The sequence below is a fragment of the Streptomyces sp. NPDC030820 genome (genome assembly GCF_055572075.1).
The window spans coordinates 155167-177636 of sequence record NZ_JBVIEB010000012.1; the positions used below are offsets into that span (position 1 = coordinate 155167).

The 22470-nt window shown below is 73.7% G+C and carries 21 protein-coding genes and 1 pseudogene; 7 read left to right on the forward strand and 15 right to left on the reverse strand.

Annotated elements, in window-relative coordinates; genetic code table 11:
- Positions 1-58: 58 nt before the first annotated feature.
- From ACZ418_RS30475 to ACZ418_RS30515, 9 genes and pseudogenes are all read right to left on the reverse strand, one after another.
- A complete protein-coding gene (locus ACZ418_RS30475; protein ID WP_468369286.1) occupies positions 59-1480 on the reverse strand; it encodes a PfkB family carbohydrate kinase in 1422 nt (473 codons plus the stop codon).
- On the reverse strand, positions 1477-2175 hold the full coding sequence (locus ACZ418_RS30480) for a D-sedoheptulose-7-phosphate isomerase (RefSeq protein WP_468369288.1): 699 nt from the start codon (positions 2173-2175) through the stop codon (positions 1477-1479). The genes ACZ418_RS30475 and ACZ418_RS30480 overlap by 4 nt, the downstream gene beginning before the upstream one ends.
- Entirely contained in the window at positions 2172-3404 is a 1233-nt protein-coding gene (locus ACZ418_RS30485) for a glycosyltransferase (RefSeq protein ID WP_468369290.1), read from the reverse strand. The genes ACZ418_RS30480 and ACZ418_RS30485 overlap by 4 nt, the downstream gene beginning before the upstream one ends.
- Complete coding sequence (locus ACZ418_RS30490) at positions 3401-4363, reverse strand: glycosyltransferase (protein ID WP_468369293.1); 963 nt, start codon at positions 4361-4363, stop codon at positions 3401-3403. The genes ACZ418_RS30485 and ACZ418_RS30490 overlap by 4 nt, the downstream gene beginning before the upstream one ends.
- The gene (locus ACZ418_RS30495; RefSeq protein ID WP_468369296.1) at positions 4360-5370 is read right to left on the reverse strand and encodes a glycosyltransferase family 9 protein; all 1011 of its coding nucleotides are present in this window, start codon (positions 5368-5370) and stop codon (positions 4360-4362) included. The genes ACZ418_RS30490 and ACZ418_RS30495 overlap by 4 nt, the downstream gene beginning before the upstream one ends.
- Entirely contained in the window at positions 5367-6572 is a 1206-nt protein-coding gene (locus ACZ418_RS30500; protein WP_468369299.1) for a D-glycero-alpha-D-manno-heptose-1,7-bisphosphate 7-phosphatase, read from the reverse strand. The genes ACZ418_RS30495 and ACZ418_RS30500 overlap by 4 nt, the downstream gene beginning before the upstream one ends.
- Positions 6569-7564, reverse strand: a complete 996-nt coding sequence (locus ACZ418_RS30505; protein WP_468369301.1) for a glycosyltransferase family 2 protein — start codon at positions 7562-7564, stop codon at positions 6569-6571. Before ACZ418_RS30505 ends, ACZ418_RS30500 begins: the two co-directional genes overlap by 4 nt.
- On the reverse strand, positions 7561-9195 hold the full coding sequence (locus ACZ418_RS30510) for a carbamoyltransferase family protein (RefSeq protein WP_468369304.1): 1635 nt from the start codon (positions 9193-9195) through the stop codon (positions 7561-7563). The genes ACZ418_RS30505 and ACZ418_RS30510 overlap by 4 nt, the downstream gene beginning before the upstream one ends.
- A gap of 346 nt (positions 9196-9541) precedes the next feature.
- A pseudogene (locus ACZ418_RS30515) lies at positions 9542-10495 on the reverse strand (NAD-dependent epimerase/dehydratase family protein); the annotation flags it as partial.
- Positions 10496-10942: 447 nt separating this feature from the next.
- Between ACZ418_RS30515 and ACZ418_RS30520 the strand changes: the two are divergent.
- Positions 10943-11716 carry a polysaccharide pyruvyl transferase family protein gene (locus tag ACZ418_RS30520; protein WP_468369307.1) on the forward strand — a complete coding sequence of 258 codons (774 nt, stop codon included), beginning with the start codon at positions 10943-10945 and terminating at the stop codon, positions 11714-11716.
- Between the two features lie 100 nt (positions 11717-11816).
- Positions 11817-12380: a hemerythrin domain-containing protein gene (locus ACZ418_RS30525; protein WP_468369310.1), complete on the forward strand. Its 564-nt coding sequence runs from the start codon at positions 11817-11819 to the stop codon at positions 12378-12380.
- A gap of 107 nt (positions 12381-12487) precedes the next feature.
- Here the strand turns inward: ACZ418_RS30525 and ACZ418_RS30530 are convergent, their stop codons facing one another.
- Positions 12488-12832: a DUF3040 domain-containing protein gene (locus ACZ418_RS30530; RefSeq protein WP_468369312.1), complete on the reverse strand. Its 345-nt coding sequence runs from the start codon at positions 12830-12832 to the stop codon at positions 12488-12490.
- 439 nt (positions 12833-13271) lie between these two features.
- The gene (locus ACZ418_RS30535) at positions 13272-14000 is read right to left on the reverse strand and encodes an SDR family NAD(P)-dependent oxidoreductase (RefSeq protein ID WP_468369314.1); all 729 of its coding nucleotides are present in this window, start codon (positions 13998-14000) and stop codon (positions 13272-13274) included.
- 357 nt (positions 14001-14357) lie between these two features.
- Between ACZ418_RS30535 and dhaK the strand changes: the two genes are divergently transcribed.
- The 3 genes from dhaK (at position 14358) to ACZ418_RS30550 (ending at position 16430) form a co-directional block, all read left to right on the forward strand.
- Positions 14358-15350, forward strand: coding sequence for a dihydroxyacetone kinase subunit DhaK (dhaK, locus tag ACZ418_RS30540; protein ID WP_468369317.1), 993 nt, complete (start codon positions 14358-14360; stop codon positions 15348-15350).
- 67 nt (positions 15351-15417) lie between these two features.
- Positions 15418-16023, forward strand: a complete 606-nt coding sequence (dhaL, locus tag ACZ418_RS30545) for a dihydroxyacetone kinase subunit DhaL (RefSeq protein ID WP_468369319.1) — start codon at positions 15418-15420, stop codon at positions 16021-16023.
- Positions 16020-16430 carry a PTS-dependent dihydroxyacetone kinase phosphotransferase subunit DhaM gene (locus ACZ418_RS30550; RefSeq protein WP_468369321.1) on the forward strand — a complete coding sequence of 137 codons (411 nt, stop codon included), beginning with the start codon at positions 16020-16022 and terminating at the stop codon, positions 16428-16430. Before dhaL ends, ACZ418_RS30550 begins: the two co-directional genes overlap by 4 nt.
- 22 nt (positions 16431-16452) lie before the next feature.
- Here the strand turns inward: ACZ418_RS30550 and ACZ418_RS30555 are convergent, their stop codons facing one another.
- Positions 16453-17190, reverse strand: a complete 738-nt coding sequence (locus tag ACZ418_RS30555) for a glycoside hydrolase family 75 protein (protein WP_468369629.1) — start codon at positions 17188-17190, stop codon at positions 16453-16455.
- Between the two features lie 432 nt (positions 17191-17622).
- Between ACZ418_RS30555 and ACZ418_RS30560 the strand changes: the two genes are divergently transcribed.
- Both ACZ418_RS30560 and ACZ418_RS30565 read left to right on the forward strand, forming a co-directional pair.
- On the forward strand, positions 17623-18591 hold the full coding sequence (locus ACZ418_RS30560) for a fibronectin type III domain-containing protein (RefSeq protein WP_468369323.1): 969 nt from the start codon (positions 17623-17625) through the stop codon (positions 18589-18591).
- 188 nt (positions 18592-18779) lie between these two features.
- Complete coding sequence (locus ACZ418_RS30565; protein ID WP_468369326.1) at positions 18780-19319, forward strand: hypothetical protein; 540 nt, start codon at positions 18780-18782, stop codon at positions 19317-19319.
- A gap of 21 nt (positions 19320-19340) precedes the next feature.
- Here ACZ418_RS30565 and ACZ418_RS30570 read toward each other — a convergent pair whose 3' ends face one another.
- From ACZ418_RS30570 to ACZ418_RS30580, 3 genes are all read right to left on the reverse strand, one after another.
- On the reverse strand, positions 19341-19889 hold the full coding sequence (locus ACZ418_RS30570; protein ID WP_468369329.1) for a PadR family transcriptional regulator: 549 nt from the start codon (positions 19887-19889) through the stop codon (positions 19341-19343).
- A 31-nt stretch (positions 19890-19920) separates the two neighbouring features.
- Positions 19921-21936 (reverse strand): NADPH-dependent 2,4-dienoyl-CoA reductase, encoded by a 2016-nt coding sequence (locus ACZ418_RS30575; protein WP_468369332.1) that lies wholly within the window; start codon positions 21934-21936, stop codon positions 19921-19923.
- Positions 21937-22095: 159 nt separating this feature from the next.
- Positions 22096-22467, reverse strand: a complete 372-nt coding sequence (locus tag ACZ418_RS30580; protein ID WP_468369334.1) for a hypothetical protein — start codon at positions 22465-22467, stop codon at positions 22096-22098.
- Positions 22468-22470: the final 3 nt, after the last annotated feature.

Consider the following 22470-nt stretch of genomic DNA (forward strand, 5'->3'; position numbering starts at 1 on the left):
ACGGCGGGCCGGGCCCGCGGGGTGCTGGGCCGGGCGGGGTGGGCGGGGCTCTCGGTGATCACCGCGGGCGTCCTCCTGTGGAGGCCGGGGCCAGGGCCGCGCGGCGGGCCAGGACTGTGGTGGAGCGGCCGTCGAGGTAGGGCAGCAGGAGGACCTGGCCGCCCCAGCTCTCCACCAGGGGCTGTTCGGGCAGTTCGGTGCGGGCGTAGTCGCCGCCCTTGGCCCAGATGTGCGGGCGGAGTTCGCCGAGGATGCGTTCGGGCGTGTCCTCGTCGAACACGGCGACCGCGTCGACGCACTCCAGGGCGCGCAGCACGCGAACCCGGTCGGCCGCCGGCACCAGGGGGCGGCCGGCGCCCTTGCGGCGGCGCACGGAGGCGTCGGAGTTCACGCACACGATCAGGCAGTCGCCGGCCCGGCGGGCGGCCTGGAGGAGGGCGACGTGCCCGGCGTGCAGCAGGTCGAAGCAGCCGCCCGCGGCGACGACGGTGCCGCCCGCGGTCCGGACCCGGGCGGCCAGGCGTACGGCGTCCCCGGTGATGTCGCCGCCCGCCGGGGTGGGCTCGGGTGTGTCCGGCCGCTCCTCGGTGGCGACCGCGCGGGCGCCGCCCTCGGCGACGTACCGGGTCGCGGCGTGGACGGCGGCCTGTACGGCGGCCTCGGTGAGCGCGCCGTCGGCGAGTTCGCCGGCCGCCGCCGCTGCGAACCGGTCGCCGGCACCGCAGGGGTCACCCGCCACGGCGGCCGGGGTCGGCACGAGCAGCGGGGTCTCGCCGTGGGAGAGCAGTGCGCCGCGCTCGCCGAGCGTCACGGCGACGGCCTGCGCCTGCCAGGCCCGGACGAGAGCGCGGGCGTCCCGGGCGGCGGTGCGCAGGCCGGCCTCGTCGCCGGAGCCGTCGGCGTCCAGGTGCCGGGCGAAGGCGCGAGCCTCCTGTGCGGAGGGGGTGGCCAGGCGGACGCCCGGGACCGGGGGCAGGCCGCGTACGTGGGGGTCCCAGACCAGCGGGGCCGCCGTCCGGCCGAGGGCGTCGCGCAGGACGTCGGCGGTGCCCCGGCCGTAGTCGGCGACCAGGATGCCGGCGGCACCGGTGACGGCGTCCTCGGCGGCGCCCGTCGCCGCGCGGGCGCGTCCGTCGCCGTCGTCCAGGCGGAGCAGCGGCCGGTCTGCGGCCATGACCCGGGTCTTGCTGCTCAGAGCGCCCTCCAGCGGCACCTCAATCAGGTCCACGCGGCCGGCCAGCAGCCCGCGCAGGGTGTCGCTGGCGGGGTCGTCGCCGAGCGCGGTGACGAGCGTGACCGGACGCCCGTCGGCGGCGGCGAGGCAGGCGGCGAGGGCCGCGCCGCCGGGGCGGGAGCTGCGCCGGGTGCCGTGCACCACCGGCACGGGCGCGTCCGGTGCCAGGCGCTCGGCCCGGCCGCACAGATCGTGGTCGAGCAGCGCGTCGCCCACGACGACCAGGGGTGTACGGGCGCTCGTCATGCGTGTCCCTTCCGGTGAGTCTCGGGCGCGCCGGGCGTGGACCGGCCGACGGTACGGGCCCGGCTGACGAGCCGGCCGACGACGCCCGGCCTGCCGTCCACCCCGTCGCAGCCGGCCCGGTCGGCCCCGCGTTCGACGGCCTGGTCGAAGGCCTCGCACAGCATGTGTACGGCGACCAGGTGGAGTTCCTGCACGGTGGCGGCCACCGGCGCGTCCACGCACAGCGCGTCGTCGGCGCCGAGTTGCAGCGGGTTGGGGGCCCGGCCGGTCAGCGCCCACACCGTCATGCCCAGGCGGCGGGCGCGGTCGGCGGCGGTCAGCAGGTTGGCGCTCGCGCCGCTGGTGGACAGCAGCATGAGCACGTCTCCGGGACGGCCGTGGGCGAGGGTCTGCCGGGCGAAGATCTCCTGGACGCCGTAGTCGTTGGCGATCGCGGTCGTGGCGGACGTGTCGGCGTGCAGGGCGACCGCGGAGAACGGCGGCCGGTCGTCGCGGTAGCGGCCGACGAGTTCGGCGGTCAGGTGCTGCGCCTGGGCGGCGCTGCCGCCGTTGCCCGCGACGAGCAGCCGGGCCCCGGCGCCCAGGCGGCGGGCGAGTTCGTTGCCCCACTGTGCGATGAGGGAGCCGTGGTCGCGGAACGCGTCGAGGGCCTTGGCGAGGTCGTCGCAGTGCGTGGTGTCGCTGACGGTCCTCATCGCACCACCCCCGAGAGCCGGGGGACCGAGGCGACGGCGCCGTACACCTCCGCCACGCCGTCCGCCACCCGGTCCCAGGTGTAGTGGGTCAGCACCCGCTGCCGGCCGGCGGCTCCGTACCGGGCGAGCCGGTCGGGGTCGTCGAGGAGCGCGCGCACGACGGCGCCGAGGTCGTGGTCGTCGTCGGCCGGGACCAGGACGCCCGTGGTGCCGTCCACGACCGTGTCGAGCTGGCCGCCGACCGCGGTGGCGACGACCGGCGTGGCGCAGGACATGGCCTCCAGCGGGACGATGCCGAACGGCTCGTAGCGGGGCAGCGACAGCACGAGGTCGGCGCCGGCGATCAGCCGGGGCATGCGGGCCGGGCTGACCCCGCCGAGCAGGGTGACGCGGTCGATGACGCCGTACTCGCCGGCGATGGTGCACAGGCGCTGGGCCTCGGGGTCGCTGCCGAGAAGGTCGGCCTCGGGGCCGCCCGCGACGATCAGCTCGGCGTCCGGGATGCCGGCCAGGGCACGGATGGCGCGGTCGAAGCCCTTGCGGGGCACCAGCCGGCCGACGGACACCAGCCGCCTGCGCATGCCGGCCGGGCGGGTGCGGGCGGCGGGCGCGAACTGGTCGGGGTCGACGCCGCAGGGCACGACGCTGATCCGGTCCTCGTTCAGGCCCATGGCCTTCAGTTCGGCGACCTCGTCGCTGCAGGTGGCGATGATACGGGCGCACTCGTGGCCGACGGCCTCCTCGATGGCGAGGCGCTGCGGCGGACTGGTGTCGGCGGCGCCCTGGTAGCGCTTCTTCACCGTGCCCAGCGCGTGATAGGTCTGCACGACCGGGATGCCGAGCTCCCGGGCGCCGGCGAGGGCCGCCAGGCCCGACATCCAGAAGTGGGAGTGCACCACGTCCGGTGGGCTCAGTGACCACTGCCGGGCCAGGAAGGAACCGAACTCGGTCATGTGCGGCAGGAGTTCGTCCTTGGGGACGGGCACGGGCGGTCCGGCGGGCACGTGCACCACCTGTACCCCGTCGATGAGCGTCACCCGGTCCGGCAGGCCCGCCGCGTCCCGCCGGGTGTACACCGTGACCCGGTATCCCTTTCTGGCGAGCTGCCGGGCGACCTGTGCCACGTACACGTTCTGGCCGCCGGCGTCCGGTCCGCCGAGCGCGGCCAGCGGGCTGGCATGCTCGGAGACCATGGCGATGCGCCCGGCCGTGTGCGGAATGCGGCTCATCGGGTGACCTCCTTGATCAGGCGCTCCCAGTCGTCCAGGAAGCGCCGCTCTCCGTAGCGGGCCTGTACCGCGGCCCGGGCCGCCGCGCCGGTGCGGCGGGCGAGCCCGGAATCGGCGAGGAGGGCGCGTACGGCGTCCTCCAGTACGTCGAGGCGGTTCGAGACCACCCCGGCGCCCTCGGGTATCGCCTCGCGCACCTCGGTGGTGTCGAGGGCGACCACCGGCATGCCCAGGAACATCGCCTCCAGCAGCGACAGCCCGAGCGAGGTCCAGCGCACCGGGTGGAGGTAGAGCCGGCAGCGGGCCATCTCCCGGTGCAGTTCGTGCTGGGGCAGATCTCGGGTGCGGCAGCGTTCGGGCGGCAGCCCCAGGTGGTCGGCGAGTCCTTCGGTGCGCATGCCGAAGACGTCCAGGGGCGCGGACCGGGCGAACCGGGGCAGCAGGTCGGTGCCGGTCGTACGGCCCCTGCGCACAGGGTCGTTGACCACGACGGCCGCGCGCCGCTCGGTGCCGGTCCAGCGGTGGCCGGGGTCGATGATGCCGTGCTCGACGACCTCGGTGGGGGCCTGTCCGTTGTCCCACATCAGCCGGTTGAAGTGGGTGACGTGCACGACGGGGATCGCCGACTGCGCGGCCAGCGGGTGCAGTTGGCGCTCGGGGGAATCGTCGGGGCTGTTGTGCTCGACGTACACGGCGGGCACGTCCACGCCGGGCCGGCGGCCGGTCCAGCGCAGGGCCAGGCCGAGTTCGTGCGGCCGTTGCAGCACCATCAGGTCGATGTCGCAGTCCCACAGCTCCTTCGGGGTGCGCTCCTGGACGGTCCCGGGCCAGTTCCACGTCACGGCCCGGCCGAGCCCGTCGGGTCCGCGGTCGTCGGTGACCGGGACCAGGTAGGTGTGCGGGCCCTGCACGAAGGCGGTGAGCCACGATCCGTGCACATGCCAGACGAGGATGTTCATGTGTGCCGCTCCTGGATGAGCTTGTGCACCGCGCGCACCACGTCCTGCCCGGTGACCTCGTCCAGGCAGGGGTGTCCGGACACCGGGCAGGTCAGCGCCCTGGTGTTCGCGCACGGCGCCGACTGGTCGCCGAGCAGGATGACCGGGACGCCGTACGGTGCCCAGCGCTCGGCCGGGACCACCGGTGCGAACAGGGACACGACCGGCGTGCCGACGGCGGCGGCGAGATGGGCGGGCCCGGTGTTGGCGCTGATGACGACGTCGGCCATGCGCAGCACCCCGGCGAGGGTGCGCGGGCTGGTCCGCCCGCCGAGGTCGACGCCCACGTCCCCGCTCACGCACCGGGTGAGCACCCGCTCGTGCGGGCCGCCGGTCACGACCACCCGGTGCCCGGCGTCGGTGAGCAGGGCCACCGCGTCCGCGCAGCGCCGTGGGTTCCAGGCGCGGGCGGGGGCGCTGGCACCGGGGTGCAGGACGACGTACGGGCCGTTGCCGGTCAGGCCGCTGGTGTCCGGGGGCGGCAGGACGCGCAGCCGGCCCTCGTCCCCTGGGGGCGGCCGGAAGCCCATGGCGGCGGCGGTGTCGAGGGCCGCCTCCACCTCGTGGCGGCCCGGCAGCCGCCGGTGCCGTACGTCGAGCAGCCGTCCGGGGTGGTCGACACTGTCGGCACCGATCCGGCCGATGCCCGCGAGGCGCAGCAGCAGCGCGGTGGGCAGGGGGCTCTGGTGGAAGGAGGTGAGGACGAGCGCGGCGTCGAAGGCCCCGGCGCGCAGCCTGTCCAGCAGGGTGTCGACATCGTCCGGGCTCACGTCGGGCGGGTCGAAACCCTCCCAGGGCGCCTCCCACACCAGCACCTCGTCGACGCCGGGCAGCAAGTGGGCGGCGTCCGCGCCGCGCGGACCGCACAGCATGGTGACGTGCGCGCTGTGGGCGGCGACGGCACGCACCGCCGGACCGGCGAGCAGCACGTCCCCGAAGCTGTCGAGCCGGACGACGAGGGCCTTCATGGCGACGGCCTCCTTCCCGGAACCGCCGTGTCCCCATCGGACGGCCACACCCGGTCCGGAGCCGCCGCGCCCTGCCGGGACGGGCGCTCCCCGGCAGGAGACGCCGAGTCCGGCGACGACGACCACAGGGTCCGGCCGGGAACTGCGGGGTCGGCCGGGGATGACGCCGTCAGGCCAGGGGCCGTCGCCTGCGGCGAGGAGGACCCCATCCGGCCAGGGGTCGTCGCCTGTGGTGAGGAGGACCCCATCCGGCTCGCGGCCGTAGCGTCCGGCGAACACGACCACATCCGGCCGTCAGCCCTGGCGTCCGGCCAACACGACCACATCCGGCCGTCGACCCTGGCGTCCGGCCAACACGACCACATCCGGCCGTCGACCCTGGCGTCCGGCCAACACGACCCCATCCGACCGTCGACCCTGGCGTCCGGCCAACACGACCCCATCCGACCGTCAGCCCTGGCGTCCGGCCAACACGACCCCATCCGACCGTCAGCCCTGGCGTCCGGCCAACACGACCCCATCCGGCCGTCAGCCCTGGCGTCCGGCGACAGCGACCGTACCCGGCCGGGGGCCGTGGCCTGCGGCGAAGCCGAGCACACCGCGCCCGCAACTTCCGGCGAAGCCGAGCACATCGCTCCCGCAACCTCCGGCGAGCCCGAGCGCGTCCCGTCCGGGTCGGCTGCGGCCGCAAGTGCCGTGCGCACCGCGGTGAGCAGGTCGGGGGCGCTCTGCGCCGCGAAGCGGGCCACCTCCTCGGGTGCGGTGGCCGCGTTGGGTACGAGCACCCCGTGGGCGCCCGCCGCCCGTGCCGCCTGGACATCGGCGGCGATGTCGCCGATCACGAGGCATGCGCCGGGCGGGACACCGAGCCGCGCGGCGGCGGCGAGGACCAGACCGGGGCGCGGCTTGCGGCAGTCGCAGCCGGCGTCCGGGGCGTGCGGGCAGAACACCCAGGTGTCCAGGCCGCCCAGCAGGGCGTCGGCGCGCTCGTTGACCCGGCGTACGTCGTCGGCGGTGAGCAGTCCGCGCCCGATGCCGGACTGGTTGCTGATCACCCCGACGACCAGGCCGTGGGAGCGCGCGAGGTCGACGGCCGCCGCAGCGGCGGGCAGGAGCCGGACCCGGTCGGGGTCGCCGTTGTAGGGCACGTCCGCCACAAGGGTGCCGTCGCGGTCGAACAGGACGGCGGAGAAGGGGCTCACCCGGCACCTCCCAGGGGTTCGGCGTGCCGGTGGCGGACGACTCCGCGCAGCCAGTGCCGGACGGCGAGGGGCGGGATGAGCACGCTGGTGCCGAGCATCCCGGCGATCTCCCGGGCGGTGCGGGGGCCGGGCAGGATGCGGGCGAGGGCGAACTCGGCCGTGCCGAGCGTCCACAGGGCCGCGCAGACGGTCGCGGCGCGCCGGCGGCCGGCCAAGGCGAAGGCGGCCGTGGCGAGAGCGGCACCGGTCACCACCAGGTGGCGGGGCAGGCGGCCGCGCGGTGCCTGGGCGCGGGCCCACCAGTCGCGGCCGTGCAGCCGGTTCATCAGCGCGTCGTCGGCGTTGCCGCGCTGCGCGGGCAGCGAGGCCCACCAGTGGGCCGGACGGACCGGGTGACAGGTGATCCGCCGGCCCCGCCGCAGCGTCCAGCCGGCCCGCTGCACCCTGAGGGCGAGGTCGGCGTCCTCGCGGAAGGCGCGCGGAAAGCGTTCGTCGAAACCGCCTGCTCGGACCAGCGCCTCGGTGCGGTAGGCCATGTCGGCGGTCGCCCAGGCGGCGTTCTCCAGGCCCTTGGTGCCTCGTTCCCAGTCGGTGGGCCGGCGGTCCAGGGGCAGGGGGACATGCAGCCGTCCCTGGATGCCGCCGACGTCCTCTCCCGCCTCGCGCAGGTCCTGGGCGAGCAGCCGGGACCAGTCCGGGAACACCTGGACATCGTCGTCGAGGAAGACCGTCCAGGGGGTCCCGACGCTGCGCCAGCCGGCGTTGCGGGCGGCGGCCGGGCCCTTGCCGCCGGTGCGCAGGGTCCGTATCCGGTCGAGCAGCGGCCCTGCCGCCGCCAGCGGCAGGTCGCCGTCGCACTCGGGCCGGTCGTCCACGACGATCACTTCGTGCGGCGGGTGCCCCTCCGCCTCGCCGAGCGCGCGCAGGCACTCGGCGAGGCAGGAGCGGCCGATCGTCGGGACGACGACGGTGTAGGCGGGCGCGTCGGTCATGCGAACGCCTTCCCGCGGCGGATCGCGAACGGACCGAGCACCAGCAGGTCCACGGGTGCGGAGCCGAAGCACTCCAGCGCGTCGCGCGGGTCGTCGACCATGGGCCGGCCGGCGGTGTTCAGGCTGGTGTTGACGACCACCGGCAGCCCGGTGCGCCGCTCGAACCCGTCGATCATCCGGGCGACCAGGGGTTCCTGGGCGCGGTCGACGGTCTGGATGCGGGCAGTGCCGTCGACGTGGACCACGGCCGGGATGCGGTCCTTCCAGTCGGCGGCCACGTCGTGCACGAAGAGCATGTGCGGGCTGGGCAGCGGCCCGTCGAAGACGTCGGCCGCGCGTTCCGCGAGCACCATGGGCGCGACCGGCCGGAACTCCTCGCGGCCCTTGACCGCGTTGAGCCGCTCCAGGTTGGCGGCCTTGCCGGGGTGGGCGAGCAGTGAGCGGTGGCCGAGGGCGCGCGGCCCGTACTCGCTGCGGCCCTGGAACCAGGCCACGATCCCGTCGGCGGCCAGCGCCTCGGCGGCGGTCTCGGCGATGTCGGCGGGCCTCTCGTACGGTACGGCGGCCCGCTCCAGCCACTCCCGCAGCTCGGCGTCGCTCCAGCCCCGGCCGAGGGCGGCGGTCGGCATCGGCTCCAGCGTGTCCTTCTGGCCCGCGACGTGCGCGGCCGCGCCCAGGGCCGTACCGGCGTCACCGGCGGCGGGTTGCACCCACACGTGCCCGAAGCCGCTCTCCCGCCACAACCGGGTGTTGGCGACGCAGTTCAGCGCCACGCCGCCGGCCATGGCCAGCGCGTCCTCACCGGTGCGCTCGCGCAGCCACCGGGCCAGGGCGAGCATGGCCTCCTCGAGGCAGAGTTGGGCACTTGCGGCCAGGTCGGCGTGGTCCTGACTCCAGGTGCCGCCTGCCGGGCGGGCCGCGACGAGCTCGGCCCAGGGGACGGGCCGGGCGCGGAAACCGCCCTGCTCGTCGGCCTGCACGTACTCCCGCAGCCGGCCGGCGAAGCGTGGGGTGCCGTAGGAGGCGAGCGCCATCACCTTGAACTCGTCGCTGCTGCGCAGGAAGCCGAGGTGCTGGGTGAGGTCCTCGTAGAACAGGCCGAGGGAGTCCGGCAGTTGCTGGGTCCCGAGGACGGTCAGCTCGCGGTTGGTGTAGCGGCCGGCCAGATGGGAGCCGCACTCACCGCGGCCGTCGAGGACGAGGACGGCGCAGTCCGGGTACGGTGAGACCGGCCCGGCGGAGGCGGCGTGCGCCACATGATGGGGGACGAACCGCACCTTGGCCGGGTCGAGCCCGGGCAGGGTCTCGGCGAGGAAGTTCGGGGCCTGGCGGGCGTACTCCTGGCGCAGGTGGTCCCAGGGGTCGTCGAGGCCCATCCGGTCGGCGGGGCGGGCGAGCGAGGGGTCGTAGGAGTAGGCGACGGCGTCCAGGTCGGACGGCGTGAGGCCGGCCTGGTCCAGGCACCAGCGGGCGGACTGCTCAGGCAGTTCCCACGCGGAGAAGGGAACGGGCCGCTTGCCGTGTTTGCGGCGCGAGAACCGTTCCTCCTCCGCCGCCGCCACGACCCTGCCGTCGGTGAGCAGGGCGGCCGCGGGGTCGTGGAAGAGTGCGTTGATACCGAGGACGTGCATGCGCTGTCTCCAGGACGCTGGCGGTCGGGGGTCAGGACTGCGGCGCGGATGTGCCTTCCGGGAGCCACCGGGCCGACGCCTCGCCCGGCGACTCCGGCGGCTCCGGCGGCGGCTCCCCGACCGACGGCTTCGACGCGGGCTCAGCGATCGGCGGCTTCCCTGCCGGCTCCGCGATCGGCGGCTCCGGCGCGGGCTCACCCAGCGGCGGTTCCGTCGCAGGCTCAGCGATCGGCGGCTCCGGCACGGGCTCACCCACCGGTGGCGGGGAAGCCGGCTCCTCCGCCGGGCTGGAGGCCGAATCTCCCTCCAGGGGCCTTGAGGCCGGCTCGCCCTCCGGCTGCTGGCCGGCGAAGTAGGCGATGGTCTGCTTCAGCCCCTCCTCCCAGGGGATCTGGGGTGACCAGCCGAGCAGTTCGCGCGCGAGGGTGGTGTCGGGACGGCGCCGGCCGGGGTCGTCGACGGGCCGGTCGACGAACGCGATCGGTGACCGGGAACCGGTCAGGGCGACCACCCGGCGGGCCAGGTCGGCGACGGTGATCTCGTCGCTGCCGCCGATGTTCACCGGCCGCACGGACCTGCTCGCGGCCACCCGCAGGACGCCGTCGACGGTGTCCTCCACGTAGCACAGCGAGCGGGTCTGGCTGCCGTCGCCGGTCACGGTGACCGGCTCCCCGGCCAGTGCCTGGCAGATGAAGGTGGGCACCGCGCGGCCGTCGTGGGCCCGCATCCGCGGCCCGTAGGTGTTGAACAGCCGCACGATCCCGGCGTTGGTGCGCCTGGTCCCGGCGTGCGCGGTGACGAGTGCCTCGGCGAACCGTTTGGACTCGTCGTACACGCTGCGCGGGCCGACGGGGTTCACATTGCCCCAGTAGCCCTCGTGCTGCGGATGCACCAGCGGGTCGCCGTACACCTCGGAGGTCGACGCGAGCAGCAGGCGGGCCCCGTCGCGTTCGGCGATCGCGAGCGCGTTGCGGGTGCCGAGACTGCCGACGTCCAGGGTCTCCAGGGGCAGGCGCAGATAGTCGGCCGGCGAGGCCGGGCAGGCGAAGTGCAGCACCAGGTCGTACGGCCCCGGCAGCAGCTCCACGCAGTCCGGCGCCGAGACGTCGACCTGTACGAACCGGAAACCGGGCCGGTCCTCGAAAGCGGCGACGTTCGCACGCCGCCCGCAGGCGAGATTGTCGGCGCAGACGACTTCGACCCCCGAATCCAGCAGCCTTTCGCACAGATGGGAGCCGAGAAAACCGGCGCCTCCGGTCACGAGGGCGCGCCGCCAGAAAAACGGTGTGTCACCAGTCATGGAGGGCTGTTCCTTCGTCACGTCGTCGCGCCCCGGGAACGCTCCTGCCTGGGCGTTCGGCGCGTACCGCGTCGGCGGGCCCGAACGTGCGGGCCCGCTGAGGAAAGTGCTGGGGAGATCAAGGACAGGGCTCGGTCCCGCTGGTCCGGAGGACCGCCCTGGTCGGCCGCCACTTGCTGGACGGCATTCGCACTGTGTCCCCCTGCCAGTTGGTTTCACACGTTGCATCCTTATTGTCCTGAAGGCCGGGCACTCGCGCGACTCCAACGACGTCGGAGCAGGTGGAGACGACTGGCGGCGACACCCGGAGGGAGCTGGACACGGCCATGTACGACGAGGTCACCGCGGCGCTGCTGGGTGCTCTGCGGCAGCCCGGCCGGTCTCCCGGGCGCGTGCTGCTGACCGGCTGGTTCAGTTTTCCGGGACGGGGAGGCGACGGCCGGGGACGTGCTCGCCCAGCGGCACACGTCGGCCGAGCTGACCCGGGCGGGCATCCGGCACGACACCGCGTGGAGCCCGGGCTTCCGTCCCGGCGAGCTGTCGCTGGAGGCGGTCCGGCCGGAGGCGTACGACACTCTACTCTTCGTGTGCGGCCCGGTGCACGGACCCCAAGTCGCCGCGCTGCATGCCAGGTTCGGGACCTGTCGGCGACTGGCCGCCGGCGTCTCGGTCGTCGATCCGGCGGATCCCGCGGCCACCGGTTTCCACGAGATCATCGCCCGGGACGGCACCGCGGCCCCGGCCCGCCGCGACCTCGCGGCCACGGCCCCGGCGGGCCCGCTGCCGCCCGTGGCCGGGTTGGTGCTCTCCCACGGGCAGGGCGAGTACGGCGCGCGCCGCCGGCACGAGGAGGTCAACGCGCGGCTCACCGGCTGGCTGGCCGGCAAGGACTGCGCACGCCTCCCGGCCGACACCCGCCTGGCCGCGGACGACTGGCGGCTGTGCGCCACGGCCGAGCAGTTCCTGGCGCTGGTCTCCCGCTGCGATCTCGTCGTCACCACCCGGCTGCACGGCCTGGTGCTGGCCCTGCGCACCGGCACCCCGGTGATCGCCGTGGACCCGGTCGCGGGCGGCGCCAAGGTGCGCGCCCAGGCCCGGGCAGTGGGCAGGCCGGCGCTGGTGGACGCCGGGGCGCTGACCGAGGAGTTGCTGGACCACTGGTGGCGGTGGGCGCTGTCCGGGGCGGGCCGGCCGGCGGCGGCCCGGCACTCGGTGCGCTGATACCGCGCGGACGCGCGGTGTAGCGCGGCGTACCCGGGGCACTCGGCGCGGCGACGGCAGGCCGCTCATGGGCCGCCGATGTCTCGCAGGAGGTGACGACATGGGTCACGGCGGAAACGTCATCCAGGAGCTGACGACCGATCACCGCGAGGTGGAGGAGATCTTCGGCCGTATCGCGGCGCTGCCGCCCGGTTCCCAGGACCGCAAGGACCTCGCCGACCAGGCGACGATCGAGCTGGTACGGCACTCGGTCGCGGAGGAGTCCTATCTGTACCCGGCGGTGCGCGAGCACATCACCGGCGGGGACGCCATGGCCGACAAGGAGATCCAGGACCACGCCAGGGCCGAGCAGATCATGAAGGACTTGGAGGGCCTGGAGGCGGACGATTCCCGGTTCGACACGCTCATGGCACAGCTGATGAGCGAGATCCGGTCCCATGTGCTGGACGAGGAGCAGAACCTCTTCCCGAAGCTGGAGGCAGCCTGCTCGGCGGACGCGCTGATGGACCTCGGCAACAAGGTGCGCCGTGCCAAGAAGATGGCTCCCACCCGTCCGCACCCCTCGGCGCCGGACACTCCCCCGGCCAACAAGCTGCTGGCTCCGGGAGCGGGCCTGGTCGACAGGATGCGCGACGCACTGTCAGGGCGGGGGAAGGAGAGCTGAGGGACGGGGCGCCCGGGTCGGGCCGGGACGGGCCGACGGGCCTCGGCGCCCCCTCTCATCCACGGGCCGCCAGGGCCGTCGGCTGCCGCCGACCCGTCCCCGGACTCTCAGAGCCACGGCCGCACGCCGTCTCCCGAACGGGAGCGGGCATGGCGGGGGACCGTTCGGCACAGCAGGCGGAATGCCTGGAAGAGGGTCATGGGCCACAACAGCGCGAAGCACCACAGCAGTGCCGGATCCGAGGTGCGCACCCCCATGACGGCCACGAACGCCGAGGCGACGCCCAGCAGCAGCACCGCGACCGGCAGCCACACCTCCCGATGGGTGTCGCCCATGCGCCGCGCGAACCTGCGGTCCTGCCTGAGGGAGCTCTCGATCTGCAGCAACGCGATCCGTTCGCGCGGCGACAGCCGCACCTCGTCGTGCGTCTCCCATGTCTCCCAGTCGTCCACGGCAACGGCACCTCCTCCGCCCATCGGCGGTTTCCGTCCCCGGGCACTCGAGTTCCCCGGACGGCCCGGCCGATGCGGAACGGCACTCTGCCTGGCCGACGCCGGATTCCCGTCCCTGCCGGGGCGTTGGGTGTACCGACGGCCGGCGGTCCGCCTCGGTGATCCGCTGCTCACGGTCCCCACACACCCATCGCGATCCGCGGCGACGAGCCAGGAGATACCGTTGAGGGTGCTGAGTCGCTCCAGTTCGGCGCGGAGAAGCTCAACGTGGGTGGGGATGTCGAGGTGGACGCGAAGCCGACGTTCAACTCTCTGGTCGGGCAGCCACAGCAGGTGCAGCCGGGTCGCGTTTCGAAGGCGAGGGCCACGAAGCCGCGCAGGGCCAGGTTGTGGGCATGGATGCCCGGGCCCTGCTCCTTGACGCCGTACATCCGGCGGGTCAGGACGGAAGGACGAGGCCGGTATGCCCTTCGAGCATGCCGATGAGTGCCTCCTGGAACCGGGCGTCATGTGCCGCGGGGTGAGGCCGACGCGTCCGGCCGTGATGCCAGTAGCCGCCCGAGCGCGGGATGATCTCCTGCTCGTCGGCGGTCGCGAGCCACTCCTGGGTGCGATGCCCCTCCTCCAGATCATCCGGCGCGGAGGGCCCTCCCATCCGGGTCGGTACCCAGCCGGGATCGACAGCGTGCGCCATGTCCTGCGGGTACCGCGCGGCGAGGGCCATCGCCAGCGTCGTGACGTAGAGCTTGCTGTCCTCGTAGGTGCCGCGGCGGTCGCGGAGATCCGTGGGCTCGAGACGTGTCGATCCCGACAGGTGCATCGAACTGCTCAGATAGATCGAGCGCCTCGGCGGAGTCATCGTCGCCGTGAGGGCGTACGGCGCCACCACGTTGACGGCCAGCACATCCGGGCCGCGGAGAACACCTGCGTTGTGGATGACCGCGTCGAAGCGCCCGATCGCGTTGGCACTCTCTGCGACCCGAATCGTCTCCTCCGGGTGCGAGAGGTCGCCGAAGAGAACCTCCCGCATCCGGTCGACAACGCTGCGCTCCTCGAGGCGCTCGGTGTGGCGGGCGTGGAGGACTACGTCGTGTCCCGCGTCGGCGAGGGCGGACGCCGTCGCGAGACCCAGTCCTGTCGAGGCTCCGGTCACCAGGACGAGCGCCATGCCCGTGCTCCTTCCCTCAGTGTCGTCCGCAGGGCCACGAAGGCTCACCGGGCAGTCGGCTTCTCCTCGGCCGGAAGCGCGGAGGGCTCCTTCCCGTAGTACTCGCCGGCAGCCCACGACGCGAGCAGTCGCATCCGCTCCTCGGGGGGCCACTCCCACGGGGCATCGTCCGCCCCGGCCAGTGTTCTTGGGCAGACGGCATTCGCAGGCGTCTGCTCCGCTCCACGTGACCTTCACTGCTGCAAGGTCGATACTGCCGACAACAGGGTTCCGACCGCAACGCCACCGATCAACAAGGGATACCTGACGCCCTGCTCTTGTCAGAGGCCCATGTGCTAGTCCCACCAGGAGGTACCCATGAAGATGCTGATCAACGTCCCGGAGACCGTCGTGGCGGACGCGCTGCGCGGGATGGCGGCCGCGTATCCCGATCTGACCGTGGACGTGGAGAACCGGGTGATCGTCCGCCGGGACGCTCCGGTGGCCGGGCAGGTCGCGCTGGTGTCCGGTGGCGGGTCGGGGCACGAGCCGCTGCACGGCGGGTTCGTGGGCCCGGGCATGCTCTCCGCCGCCTGTCCCGGAGAGGTGTTCACCTCCCCGGTGCCGGACCAGATGGCACGTGCCGCGGCGGCCGTGGACAGCGGCGCGGGTGTGCTGTTCGTCGTGAAGAACTACACCGGCGACGTGCTCAACTTCGACATGGCCGCCGAACTGGCCGAGGACGAGGGCATCCAGGTCGCCAAGGTGCTCGTCAACGATGATGTGGCGGTCACCGACAGCCTGTACACGGCCGGGCGGCGCGGCACGGGTGCGACGCTGTTCGTGGAGAAGATCGCGGGCGCCGCCGCGGCCGAGGGTCAGCCGCTGGAGCGGGTCGAGTCCATCGGGCGTCAGGTGAACGAGAACTCCCGGAGCTTCGGTGTCGCGCTCAGCGCCTGCACGACCCCGGCGAAGGGCAGCCCCACCTTCGATCTGCCGGACGGCGAGCTGGAGTTGGGCATCGGCATCCACGGCGAGCCGGGCCGGGAGCGGCGGCCGATGATGACCTCCGGGGAGATCGCCGACTTCGCGGTGAACGTGATCCTGGAGGACATGCCGCCGCGCAGCCCCGTGCTGGTGCTGGTCAACGGCATGGGCGCCACCCCGCTGCTGGAGCTGTACGGCTTCAACGCCGAGGTGCAGCGGGTGCTGCGCGAGCGCGGGGTCGCCGTGGCCCGCACGCTCGTCGGCAACTACGTCACCTCACTGGACATGGCGGGCGTGTCGGTGACGCTCTGCCAGGCCGACGAGGAACTGCTGCGGCTGTGGGACGCGCCGGTGAAGACTCCCGCGCTGCGGTGGGGGATGTGATACGGCGGACGAGTCGACCCTCACCCGTAGCACGCCGGTCATCACCCCTACCACGCAAGGAGATCCAGTGCTCGACGCCGACTTCTTCCGCCGCTGGATGGCGGCGACCGCCGCGTCCGTGAACCGCGAGGCGGAGCGGCTCACCGCCCTCGACTCGGCCATCGGGGACGCCGACCACGGCAGCAATCTGCAGCGTGGCTTCACCGCCGTACAGGCAGCCCTGGAGAAGGAGGCGCCGGACACGCCGGGCGCGGTCCTGGTGCTCGCCGGGCGGCAGCTCATCTCCACGGTCGGCGGTGCCTCCGGTCCGCTGTACGGCACGCTGCTGCGCCGGACCGGCAAGGCCCTCGGCGAGGCCGCGGAGGTCAGCGAGGAGCAGCTGGCCGAGGCGCTGCGCGCGGGCGTGGACGGGGTGATGGCGCTGGGCGGGGCGGCCCCCGGCGACAAGACGATGATCGACGCCCTGGTACCGGCCGTGGACGCGCTCGGCGACGGCTTCGGCGCCGCGCGGGCCGCCGCCGAGGAGGGCGCGGTGGCCACCACCCCGCTGCAGGCCCGCAAGGGCCGGGCGAGCTATCTCGGCGAGCGCAGCATCGGCCACCAGGACCCGGGGGCGACCTCGTCGGCGCTGCTGATCGCCGGTCTCGAAGAGGCGGCGGAGGGCGGACGGTGAGTGACGAGAAGGTGGTCGGGATCGTGCTGGTGTCGCACAGCGCGGAAGTGGCCGCCTCGGTCGCCGAGTTGGCGAAGGGCCTGGCGGGCGGAGCGCCGGCGGTGCCCGTGGCTCCGGCGGGCGGCGCCGAGGGCGGCGGGCTGGGCACCAGTGCCGAGCTGATCTGCGCCGCGGCGGCCTCGGTGGACCGGGGCGTGGGGGTGGCGGTGCTCACCGATCTCGGCAGTGCCGTGCTCACCGTGAAGGCGCTGATCGCCGAGGGCGACGAACTTCCGGACGGCACCCGGCTGGTGGACGCTCCGTTCGTCGAGGGCGCGGTGGCGGCGGTGGTCACCGCCGCCGCCGGGGCCGACCTGGACGCGGTGGAGGCCGCGGCGGCGGAGGCGTACGGCTACCGCAAGGTGTGACACGACCACGGGGGCCGGCTGGTCATCTGTTCGCGATGAACAGCCTGGCCTGCCGCGCTCCTGCGGCGGCGACCGCCGTGCGGTCCTCGATGGGGTGCACACGGGAGCGCTTGAAGACGATGTAGGTGACCCCGGAGGGCGCCCCGCCGCTGCGCGGATCGGCCCGGATGCCGAGGGCCCGGGCGGTGGCGTAGGAGGCCTCGCCGATGAGGTCGCGCGGGCCGGTGTCGCCGACCACGGCGTACTGCACCCGGTCCCGGTAGATGACGGCGGCGACCGAGCCGCCCCGTACACCGTGCTTGCGGGGGTTCCAGATACGGCTGGGGGCCGGGACGACGATGTAGGGCAGGGTCTCGGCGTTCAGATGCCGGCCGTCGGACTGCTGGTAGGCGGTCATGGTGGCGAACTGCGGATCAGTGCGGCGGTTGCAGCGGGCGGTGGACCGTCCGTCGCAGTCGATGTCCATGTCGGCCTTCCAGAAGACGGCGTCCTGGGTGCCGCAGACGGGCACGGTCGCGGGTCTGCCGGCGTCGGTGCGGTACCGGCCGCGGGAGATCCGGTGGCATTCGCCCAGCCGGGCCAGCAGGTCAGTGGCGGCCACCGCGCCCTCGCTGCGGGCGGCGGGCCGTTCCCGTGGCGGGACGGGGGCGGCCGGGACGGGCACTGAGGCCGGAACGTGCAGTGCGGCCGGAACGTGCAGTGCGGCCGGGGCGAGCAGGGCGACGCCGGCCAGGGCCGGCGTCAGCGACGGGACACGCACGATGAGAGAACCCTCTCGTCGGGGACGGGCGGACATCCAGCACACTCTGGTGCGGGTCCCGGCGGCCGAGCGTACCGGCCGCCTGTAAGAGGCTGGATGGAGCACGCTTCTGACGCCTGATGAGGGACAAGAGGAAGGTGCGGGACAACAGGGGCCGGGGATCGGGAACAAGTCCGCCCCCGATCCCCCGGCCACCCGCGTCGGCGCGGCTTCGGCGACGACAGCGTGTCCGCGCCAGCGGCATGAACTTCCCTGCCCTCTCGGGTAGTTCAGCCCTAGGAAGCCTCAGCATACGTAACTTCCCGGCATGGTCACCAACGCGGGCCCCTCAGGTCACCCGTGCGGCCCTCTTGCCGCGCCCGCACCCGCCGCCCCATATTGGTCCGGACCTTTGCGTTATGCCCATGGCGCCGTCCCCGGGGAGGCAGAGCCGTGCGACGTGTTCCATGGCCGCTCGTGCCGGTCTGCGGGGCCCTGCTGCTGGTCGCGTCCTGCGCCTGGAGCCAGGCCGACGAAGGCGACGAAGGCCGGGCACCCGGCGCTCCTGGCGGGGTCACCGCGCAGGCGGGCAGCGCCACCAGCGTGCACGTGATGTGGAACGCGGTGCCGGACAGCCCCGGCATCCGCACCTACGAGGTGTATCGCGGCACCACGAAGGTGGAGGACGTGCCTGGTTCACAGCACATGGTGGACGTCACCAGGCTCAGGCCGTCCACCGTGTATGCCTTCACCGTGCGGGCCCGGGACACCGAGGGGCGGCTCGGGCCGCCGAGTCGTACGGTGCGGGCGCGGACCCCGGCGAGGGTGGCGGCGGACCGCTCGGCACCCACCCGGCCGTCGCATCCCGCGGGGCGGGTGCTCGGCGCCCGGGAGGTCCAGCTGTCCTGGGGCGCGTCCCGCGACGACCGGGGCGTGGTGTCGTACGACGTGTACCAGGGCGAGGCGAAGATCCACAGCGTCGGCGGGAACCAGACCGCGACCGTGGTCACGGGACTGCGCCCCGGCACCCGTTACGTCTTCACGGTGCGATCCCACGACGCCGCCGACAACCTCTCCCCCGCGAGCGCCCCGGTCCGCCTCACCACCCCGGGCACCGACGACGGCCGGAACACCGCGCCCGCCGGCTTCACCGCGAAGACCCACCGGGCCGGCGGGGCGAACTACATCGATCTGTCCTGGGATCCGCCGCGCACGGACGGCGTGGTCACCGAGTACCAGATCAGGCTCGACGGCACCGCGGCGACCTCGCTGGTGTGGGGCGGCACTCCCCCGCGCGGCCGGGCGACCTACAGCTTCTACGTCGGCCGGGCCCCGGGCGAGGAACACCGGGTGCGGCTGCGGGCACGGCTGCCGGACGGCACGTGGGGCGGCTGGTCGCCGGAGCTGACGGTGACGACGTAGGGCTGATGGGGGAGGGCGCAGCCCATGCCGCCCTGCGCCGGCCGAAGGAAACCGTCACCTGACCGGCTGCCCACCGGGTGCGGGCACCCCCGTGGCCGCGTTGGCTGCTGCCCAGACAGCACGGACGTTCTCCGACCCCTGGCGGCGCATGGGACGTACCGCCGGCCGTGCCACCGAAAGGCCAGCCCATGCACACCTCGCGACTGCTCGTCCGCTCCGGCCTGACCCTGGCGGCCGCCGCGGCGCTCCCGGCCACCCTCGCCGGACCGTCCGCCGCGGCCTCCGGCATCTCCGTCAGCACCACCGGGTCCACCGTCTCGGTGGTCACCAGCGCCTGTTCCGAGATCAACGGCAGCTGGGGCAACGCGGCCCTGCTCACCAGCAAGCAGGCGAACTTCTCCCAGGGCCGGCAGGTGCCACTGGCCGGCACGTCCGTCCGCCAGTCCGCGGCCTGGTCGAAGGTGAACCCGGGGACGTACACCGTGGTCGTGGTCTGCTCCAACGGCAGCACCGCGGGCACCCGGTCGGTGATCGTCTCGTCCGGCTCGGGGCAGACGAAATCCTCGACGTCCTCGCCGGCGCCCTCCCGGGGTGTGCTGGGCGGTCTGGGCGGTGCCGCCCGGGACTACGGTCCGCTGACGCTGGGCATCGGCGCGGCCCTGGTGGGCACCGGGGCCATCGCCACGGGCTGGTATCTGCGCCGGCGTGCGAAGCCGTACCGGCTCTGACGCAGCGGCCGCGGACCCGGCTCAGTCGCCCTCGGGCGGCAGTTCGGCGAACTCCGCCAGGGCATGGGTGAGCCACTGGGTCCAGAAGGTCTCCAGGTCGATGCCGGCCCGCAGCACGAGATGGCGCAGCCGGTCCTCGGGGGCGTCCCGGTCCGGCGGGAAGTCGCGCTTCTCGATCTCCTGGTACTCGGCCAACTGCCGCCGGTGCCGCTCCAGATGACGGCGCAGGTCCGCCTCCAGGCCCGCCGTGCCGACCACCGCCGCGGCCCGCAGCCGCAGCAGGAGCGTGTCCCGCAGCGGCTTGGGGTCCTGCGCGGCGGCGGTCCAGCGGGCCAGTTCGGCGCGGCCCGCGGGCAGGACCTCGTAGCTCTTCTTCTGCCCGCGGGCCGGCGCCTGCGCCGGCAGGGTGCGGATGAGGCCGTCGGCCTCCAGCTTCCCCAGCTCGCGATAGATCTGCTGGTGCGTCGCGGACCAGAAGTAGCCGATCGACTTGTCGAACCGGCGGGTCAGCTCCAGTCCCGACGACGGCTTTTCCAGCAGGGCGGTGAGGATCGCGTGCGGGAGTGACATGCCCTCATCCTAGGGATCGCCGGCTGGCGCCCTACAGCGCCGCCGCCAGCTCCGTGCCCTGCTTGATGGCCCGCTTGGCGTCCAGCTCGGCGGCGACGTCCGCGCCGCCGATGAGGTGCACGCTGCGCCCGGCGGCGGCCAGCTCCTCGTACAGGTCGCGGCGCGGCTCCTGGCCGGTGCACAGGACCACCGTGTCGACCTCCAGCACCGTGCTCTCCTCGCCGACGGTCAGGTGCAGGCCCGCGTCGTCGATCCGGTCGTAGCGGACGCCCGGGACCATGGTCACGCCGCGGTGCTTGAGCTCGGTGCGGTGGATCCAGCCGGTGGTCTTGCCGAGGCCCGCGCCGACCTTGGTGGTCTTGCGCTGCAGCAGGTGGACCTGGCGGGGCGGGGTGGGCCGCTGGGGCGCGGCGAGGCCGCCCGGCGTCCGGTAGTCCATGTCGACGCCCCAGGCGCGGAAGTACGTCTCCGGGTCCTCGCTCGCCTTGTCCGCGCCGTCGGTGAGGTATTCGGCGACGTCGAAGCCGATGCCGCCGGCGCCGAGGACGGCGACCCGGTCGCCGACCGGCACGCGGCCCTGGAGCACGTCGAGGTAGCCGACGACGCGGGGGTGGTCGACGCCGGGGATGTCCGGGGTGCGCGGGGTGACGCCGGTGGCGACCACGACCTCGTCGTAGCCCGCCACGGTCTCGGCGGTGACCCAGGTGTCGAGGCGTACGTCGACCCCGTGCGCGTCGAGCTGGTGGCGGAAGTAGCGCAGCGTCTCGTCGAACTCCTGCTTGCCGGGGACCTTGCGGGCGACGTTGAGCTGGCCGCCGATCTCGCTCGCGGCGTCGAAGAGCGTGACCTCGTGGCCGCGTTCGGCGGCGCTCACCGCGCAGGCCAGGCCCGCCGGTCCCGCGCCGACGACGGCGACGCGCTTCTTCAGCCGGGTCGGGGAGAGCAGCAGCTCGGTCTCGTGGCAGGCGCGCGGGTTGACCAGGCAGGAGGTGATCTTGCCGCTGAAGGTGTGGTCGAGGCAGGCCTGGTTGCAGCCGATGCAGGTGTTGATGGCCTCGGGAGTGCCGGCGGCGGCCTTGGCGACGAAGTCGGGGTCGGCGAGCATCGGGCGGGCCATGGAGACCATGTCCGCGTAGCCGCCGGCCAGCAACTCCTCAGCCAGCTCCGGGGTGTTGATGCGGTTGGTGGTCACCAGCGGCACGGACACCTCACCCATGAGCTTCTTGGTGACCCAGGTGTAGGCGCCGCGCGGGACGGAGGTGGCGATGGTGGGGATGCGGGCCTCGTGCCAGCCGATGCCGGTGTTGATGATCGTCGCCCCGGCGGCCTCGACCGCCTTGCCTAGGGCGATCACCTCGTCCAGCGAGGAACCGCCCGGGACCAGGTCGAGCATGGACAGCCGGTAGATGACGATGAAGTCCTCGCCGACGGCCTCGCGGACCCGTTTGACGATCTCGACGGGGAAACGCATCCGGTTCTCGTACGACCCGCCCCAGCGGTCGGTGCGCTGGTTGGTCTGCGCGGCGATGAACTCGTTGATCAGATAGCCCTCGGAGCCCATGATCTCCACGCCGTCGTAGCCGGCCTGCCGGGCGAGGCGGGCGGCGCGGGCGTAGTCGTCGATGGTGCGCTCGACGTCGGCGTCGGTGAGTTCGCGCGGCACGAAGGGGCTGATCGGTGCCTGGAGCGGGCTGGGTGCGACCAGGTCCTGGTGGTAGGCGTACCGCCCGAAGTGCAGGATCTGCATGGCGATCCGGCCGCCCTCGCGGTGCACGGCCTCGGTGACCACCTGGTGCTGCTCGGCCTCCGCCTCGGTGGTGAGCCTGGCGCCGCCCTCGTACGGCCGGCCCTCGTCGTTGGGCGCGATGCCGCCGGTGACGATGAGGCCCACGCCGCCGCGGGCGCGGGCCGCGTAGAACGCCGCCATGCGCTCGAAGCCGCGCTCGGCCTCCTCCAGGCCGACGTGCATGGAGCCCATGAGCACGCGGTTGGGCAAAGTGGTGAAGCCCAGGTCGAGCGGGGTCATCAGATGCGGGTAACGGCTCATCGGGCCCTCCGTGCGCGGTGTCGTCGCCTCTTGTTGTAGAGGAAGCCCGAGCCTTTATGCAACTAGTTGCACAACCATCGCAAGGTGACACCGACCACTCTGTACCTACCAGTATGTACAGTCAGAGCCCGCCAGAACTCTGCGTGGCACCCGGGAGGATCAGCGGCTGCTCAGCAGCAGATGCAGGTCCCTCTCCTGGTCGCCGGAGGCCGTGCAGGTCTCCTCGACGGTGAATATCGAGTCCAGGGTGTGCCGGAACCGGTCCACGGCCCAGTAGCCGCCCTGGACGTCCGCCTGGACGGCCCCGTCGAGGTGGACCGGCGGGCAGCCCGGCCCCCGGGCGTCGGCGACGTCGTACGTGCCCAGCCACACCATCGGCCGGACCTCGTGGAGCTGCTGAGGGATCTCGTCCGCGCCCCGGTCGGACGCGAAGCAGGACCTCAGCGCGTCGAAGACGAGGCGGGCGTCCTCCTTGGAACCGCTGATCTCCACCGTGACGGTTTCCGGATGCGACCGCTCCGTGTGTGCCATTGA